Annotated in this window: 5 protein-coding genes; all 5 read left to right on the top strand. The window is 69.0% G+C overall.

Annotation, left to right across the window (positions count from 1 at the left end):
* Positions 1 to 1,215, top strand: a 1,215-nt coding sequence (locus tag F3J18_RS35060; protein WP_166916691.1) for an AAA family ATPase, incomplete at its 5' end; no start/stop codon positions are given.
* A gap of 116 nt (positions 1,216 to 1,331) precedes the next feature.
* On the top strand, positions 1,332 to 2,330 hold the full coding sequence (locus F3J18_RS35055; RefSeq protein WP_025098246.1) for a TcdA/TcdB catalytic glycosyltransferase domain-containing protein: 999 nt from the start codon (positions 1,332 to 1,334) through the stop codon (positions 2,328 to 2,330).
* Positions 2,331 to 2,419: 89 nt separating this feature from the next.
* On the top strand, positions 2,420 to 3,793 hold the full coding sequence (locus F3J18_RS35050) for a tetratricopeptide repeat protein (protein WP_166916689.1): 1,374 nt from the start codon (positions 2,420 to 2,422) through the stop codon (positions 3,791 to 3,793).
* A 197-nt stretch (positions 3,794 to 3,990) separates the two neighbouring features.
* A complete protein-coding gene (locus F3J18_RS35045) occupies positions 3,991 to 4,212 on the top strand; it encodes a hypothetical protein (RefSeq protein ID WP_036054682.1) in 222 nt (73 codons plus the stop codon).
* A gap of 37 nt (positions 4,213 to 4,249) precedes the next feature.
* Entirely contained in the window at positions 4,250 to 6,136 is a 1,887-nt protein-coding gene (tssI, locus tag F3J18_RS35040; protein ID WP_025098249.1) for a type VI secretion system tip protein TssI/VgrG, read from the top strand.
* Positions 6,137 to 6,268: the final 132 nt, after the last annotated feature.

The raw sequence follows: 6,268 nt of genomic DNA, 5'->3' as shown, positions 1-6,268 counted from the left end.
GAGGCCGCGCCGCCGGCGCTCGAGCCCGCCGTCGACGGCGCGGCGCCCGCCGTGCTCGACGAAGCCGCGCGCGCGGCCGTGCTGGCCGAGCTGCGCGCCTTGCAGGCCGAGCTTGCCGAGCTGCAGGGCGAGAGCCCGCTGATCCTGCCGAGCGTCGACTACCAGGCGGTCGCCTCGGTGGTGGCCGACTGGACCGGCATTCCGGTGGGCCGCATGCTGCGCAGCGAACTGCAGACGGTGATGAACCTCGCGAACCTGATGTGCGAGCGCGTGATCGGCCAGGACCATGCGATGGAGGCGATCGCCAAGCGGATCCAGACCTCGCGCGCCGGGCTCGACAATCCCGACCGGCCGATCGGCGTGTTCATGCTGGCCGGGACCTCGGGCGTGGGCAAGACCGAGACCGCGCTGGCGCTGGCCGAGGCCTTGTACGGCGGCGAGCACAACCTGATCACCATCAACATGAGCGAGTTCCAGGAGGCGCATACCGTCTCCACGCTCAAGGGCGCGCCGCCGGGCTACGTCGGTTACGGCGAGGGCGGCGTGCTGACCGAGGCGGTGCGCCGCAAGCCGTATTCGGTGGTGCTGCTCGACGAGGTCGAGAAGGCGCATCCGGACGTGCACGAGCTGTTCTTCCAGGTGTTCGACAAGGGCGTGATGGAGGACGGCGAGGGCCGCGCGATCAACTTCCGCAACACGCTGATCCTGCTGACCACCAATATCGGCACCGAGCTGATCGCCGGCCTGTGCCGCGATCCGGAGCTGATGCCCGACGCCGAGGGCCTCGCCAAGGCGCTGCGCGAGCCGCTCCTGAAGGCCTTCCCGCCCGCGCTGCTGGGCCGCCTGGTGGCGATCCCGTATTTCCCGCTCAGCGCCGAGATGCTGGGGCGCATCGTGAGGCTGCAACTGGAGCGCATCCGCCGCCGCGTCGAGGCGCGCTACCGCGTGCCCTTCGACTACGACGATGCCGTGGTGCAACTGGTGGTGGGCCGCTGCACCGAGAGCGAATCGGGCGGCCGCATGATCGACGCGATCCTGACCAACACCATGCTGCCCGCCGTCAGCCGCGAGTTCCTCACGCGCATGATCGACGGCGGCGAGGTGGCGCGCGTGAGCGTGGGCGTCGAGCGCGGCGATTTCGCCTATCGCTTCGACATGCAGGCGCCGGCGCCGGGCTCGGTCGCCACGGAGGCGCTGGCCTTGCCCCAGGCCTGAGCGCGGGGCTGCCGCCGCGCGCGGGGCGGGCGGCGGAATAAACCGCCGGCCCCGCGCGTTTGGTTTCAGGGCGGGCCGCATTCGGTCCGCCGCCAGTCCGTACCAGGAGTTTCGACGTGAAGGCTATTCCCAAGCAGGTCCACATCATCTGGATCGGTGGCGACATCCCGGCGCGCAATCGCGCCTGCATCCAGACATTCGTGCGCCAGAACCCCGACTGGACCATCAATCTGTGGTTCGACGCCAACCAGCTGCTGACCGGCGAGCGCCGCAGCGTGGTCAAGGAGCAGCTTGGCGGCACCGCCACGCCCGACGACTGGAAGGCGATGGCCGGCAATCTCGGCGCGGGCGGCGATACCGCCACCATCCAGTACCTGGCGATGCACTTCAACCAGCGCGGCGAGGTGCTGCGCGGCAAGCGCCTGGCCCAGGTCAACGCGATCGCGAGTTTCTGCGCGACCAACGGCATCAAGCTGCGCGAGGTGCAGCGCGACCTGAAGATGGGCAAGAACGCGGCGATCTACCAGAAGGAGCTGGTCGATCGCGGCGCGAACTTCGGCGCGGCGAGCGACGTGCTGCGCATCGAGATCCTGCTCCAGGAAGGCGGCCTCTATGTCGATACCGACGTCGACTGCGTGGCGCCGCTGGGCTCGCTGATCTGCCACCAGTCCTATCCGCGTTTCTCGGCCGTCAGCCATCTGTGGAAGAACGGCATCTCGGAGAGCGAATGGAAGGACGATAGCTGGTGGGCCCGCAACTTCTCCGGCCAGACGCCGCCCCCGGTCAGCAATTCGATCATCGCCAGCCATGCCGGCTGCAAGGGCCTGAAGTCCTATCGCCAGCTGATCAACGCGAATTTCACCTCGATGCGTACCAGCGAGCAGATGCAGGATTTGTATTTCAACGACGTGCGCACCAGCACGATCCGCATGACCGGGCCGAGCGTGGCCAGCAAGAGCAGCGGCTTCGAGGCGGCGCGCAGCGCGACGGTCACGCCGAAGTCGGGCGACGCCGTCACCCAGTTCAGCGACGAGCGCAAGCTGGAGATGCGCGATCACTGGTATTTCCCGATGTATTGCGTGCAGGACAAGTACTTCCACGACTGGCTGCAATAGGCCGAGGCACGCCCGATGCGAACGGAAACCATCATGACCGACGGCCAGCCCCTGTTCGACGTGCCCGGCTGGCGCGGCGGAGCACCGCGATGAAGGCCGCTACCCGGCCCGGCGCGGCGGCCGCACGCCTGGCCGAGACGCTGCGCATGGCGATGCACGCGCACATGAACGCCGAGCTCGACACCGCCGAGCCGCTCTACCGCCGCGTGCTGAAGCTGCAGCCCGCGCATCCCGACGCGCTGCACTACCTCGGCGTGCTGCTGCACCAGCGCGGCCGCGGCGACGAGGCCGTGATCCTGCTCAACCGCGCGCTCAGGCTCACGCCGCTGCATGCCGACGCGCATTGCAACCTCGGCAACATCCACAAGGAACACGCGCGCCACGTCGAGGCCGAGGCCTGCTATCGCCGCGCCCTCGCGCTGGCGCCGGGCCATCCGCAGGCGCTCGGCAATCTCGCCATCGTGCTGGAGGCGCTGGAGCGCGTGGATGAGGCGCGCGAAGCCTACCAGGCCTGGCTCGCGCGGATGCCGGCCGATGCGCGCGGGCATTACCAGTTCGGCCGCTTCCTGTGCAGCCATCCGCGCGAGCGCGCCGACGTCGAGCAGGCCGTCGAGCACTTTCGCGGCGCCTTCGCGCTCGATGCCGGCCAATTGCGCGCGCTCGAGGCGCTCGGCATGGCGCTCTACGGCCTGGAGCGGATCGAGGAAGCGGCGGCCGTCTATCGCGACTGGGCCGCGCGCGAGCAGGACAATCCGATCCCGCGCCACATGCTGGCCGCCTGCGGCGCGGCCGAGGCGCCCGCGCGCGCCGGCGACGACTACGTGCGCGAGCTGTTCGACGGTTTCGCGGCCAGCTTCGACGAGCAACTGGTGAAGAACCTCGGCTATCGCGCGCCGCAGGCGCTGGTCGACGTGCTCGCGCCGGTGCTGGCGATGAAGCATGAAGGCGAGCGCGAGGGAGAGGGCGAGGCCGCCGGGCTCGACATCCTCGACGCCGGCTGCGGCACCGGCCTGTGCGCGCCGCTGCTGCGCGCTCATGCCCGCGAACTGAGCGGCGTCGACCTCTCGGAAGGCATGCTCGACCAGGCGCGCCGGCGCGGCGGCTACGACAGGCTCGTCAACGCCGAGCTGACGGCCTTCCTGCACGCGCATCCACAAAGCTGGGACCTGATCGTCTCGGCCGACACGCTGGTGTATTTCGGCGCGCTGGAAGCGCTGCTCGCGGCCGCGCACGCGGCCCTGCGCCCCGGCGGCCATTTCGCGTTCAGCGTCGAGACCCTGCCCGGCGAGGCGACCGGCCATGCGCTGTCGCCTAGCGGCCGTTATCGGCACGGCCGCGCCTATCTCGATGCCGTGCTCGCCGGGGCCGGCTTCGTCGAGGTGTATTTCGAGGCCAAGGCCCTGCGCCGCGAAGCCGGCCGCTGGGTCGACGGCGGCGTGGTTCGCGCGCGCCGCGCGCACTGAGCCGGCCGCCGCGCGTCACGTCCTCGTCATCGCGCGCACCAAAAACGTGCGCCATGGCGTACCGCCCTGTCTGTCGTCGCGAATTTTTTCCCTGGCCGATGAAGGAATAGATCGCGGTGGCCGGGCGTTCTGCTTGTCGAAGGGCGTGCAAATCGCGCCTGCGAATCATGCAAGCGGCAGGAACGGGAGGGCGAACGATGCAGGCAGACGAATTTGACAAGGGATGCAGGACGCTGGACGCGTCGAGCCGCGCGCGTGCCGCGCATCGGCAACGGCGCGAGGCCGCCAGCGATGCCGTGCATGCGAGCCCGGATGCGGGCCCGGCCCATCCCGAGCGTGCCGCGGCGGCCAGCCGCCTGCCGTCGTGCCGCCCGCCGTGCCTCGCGCACGCGCTCGAACGCGTCGAACCCGATGCCTAGCCGACCCGCCCCCTAACGAGGAAACGCAGATCACGTCATGGCTCACGCAATCACGCTCAGCTCCAATCTCGGCAGCAGCCTGCTGTTCTCGAACCTCAGCGCCGAGGAAGCGCTCGGCCGCCTGTTCACCTATCGGCTCGAGGCGATCAGCAAGAACGCTTCGGCCGACCTGCGCGCGCTGCTCGGCACGCCGATGACGGTCAAGCTGGTCAGCCCGCAGGGCTACACGCGCTATTTCAACGGCATCGTGCGCGATGCGGAGCAGGGCGGCTTCGTCAATATCGACGGCGTGCGCTACGCGGTCTATGGCTTCACCCTGGTGCCCAAGCCCTGGCTCTCGACGCGCCGCCGCGACTGCCGCATCTATCGCGGCATGACGGTGCCGCAGATCGTGCAGTCGGTGCTCAACGACGTGGGCTACAGCGACGTCAAGCCGAGCCTGAGCGGCAGCTACCCGGCGCGCGAATACTGCGTGCAGTACCGCGAGAGCGATTTCGACTTCATCAGCCGGCTGATGGAGCAGGAAGGCATCTACTACTTCTTCACGCATGCCGAGGGCAGCCACACCATGGTGCTGGCCGACGCGCTCGGCGCGCACACCACGGTGCCGAGCTTCGAGCAGATTCCCTATGCGCCGCCCACCGAGCGCGGCAAGCGCATGAAGGCCTCGATCAGCGACTGGCAGAGCTCGCGCGAGGTCAACACCACGCGCGTGCAGCTCGACGACTACGACTACCTGAAGCCGAAGGCCTCGCTGCTGGCCTCGGAGGAATTGACCGACCAGGCCGATGCGACCAGCGTCGGCGGCCTGGAAGTTTACGACTGGTCCTACGAATACGTCGGCTACGACCAGAAGCAGTCGGACGGCCAGCGTTACGCGCAGGTGCGCGCCGATGCGCTGAACGTGCCGCTGCTGCTCAGCCAGGGCAGCACCGATGCCTGCGGCCTGGCCACCGGCGTGCTGTTCCGCCTCAAGGATTTCCCGCTGGCCGACGCGAACCAGGAATACCTCGTCACCGAGACCGAGATCCGGCTGGTCGAGCCCGACTACGTGACCGGCGGCGGCATCGACGACGAGGAGGAGCCGTTTCGCTGCAGCTTCAAGGCGATCCGCGGCCGCCAGCCGTTCCGCACCGCGCAGACCACCCCGCAGCCGCGCATCGCCGGGCTGCAGACGGCGGTGGTGTATGGCGACACGCCCGAGGACATCGCGGTCGACAAGTACGGCCGCGTGCAGGTGAGCTTTTTCTGGAGCCGCCCCGGCAAGCCGCATGCCGACAATTCCTGCCCGGTTCGGGTGGCCCAGCTGTGGGCCGGCAAGCGCTGGGGCGCGCAGTTCATCCCGCGCGTCGGGCAGGAGGTGGTGGTCAGCTTCCTGGACGGCAATCCGGACCGGCCGCTGATCATCGGCAGCGTCTACAACGCCGACAACATGCCGCCCTACAGCCTGCCCGACAACAAGACCCAGAGCGGCGTGAAGAGCCGCAGCCACCAGGGCGGCGGTAGCGAGGACTACAACGAGATCCGCTTCGAGGACCGCAAGGGCGCCGAGCAGGTGCTGGTGCACGCGCAGAAGGACCTGCGCGAGGAATCCGAGCACGACCACGATGTGCAGGTCGGCCACAACTACACGCTGACGGCCGGCAACCAGATCCGCCTGGTCACCGGGCTGGCCAGCATCACCATGAAGAGCTCGGGCGAGATCGATATCCAGGGCACCAACCTGACCATCAACGGCGAGATGAACGTGACCCTGATGTCGGGCATCGCGATGGAGATCAACTCCAAGGCGAACCTGAACATGAGTTCGATCGCGGCGATGGAGATCCTCTCCGAGGCCGATTGCCTGATCCAGTCGACCAATCTGCAGTTGATCGGCACGGCCACGGCCGTCCTGGGCGGCGGCGCGCCGATGATCCTGTGAGCGCGATCCTCGACGCCGCCCGCCAGATGCGCCTGGCCGCGCCCGCGATGGCGCGCCTGGACGCGGCGATGAGCCCGCACGCGGCGGTGCGCGCGCTGCTCGACGCGGGCCTCGCGGCCGATGCGCTGAGCC

It is taken from the genome of Burkholderia sp. Ax-1720, assembly GCF_011753035.1.
Taxonomy (GTDB): Bacteria; Pseudomonadota; Gammaproteobacteria; order Burkholderiales; family Burkholderiaceae; genus Burkholderia; species Burkholderia gladioli.
This window is presented reverse-complemented; position numbering and strand designations above follow the sequence as displayed.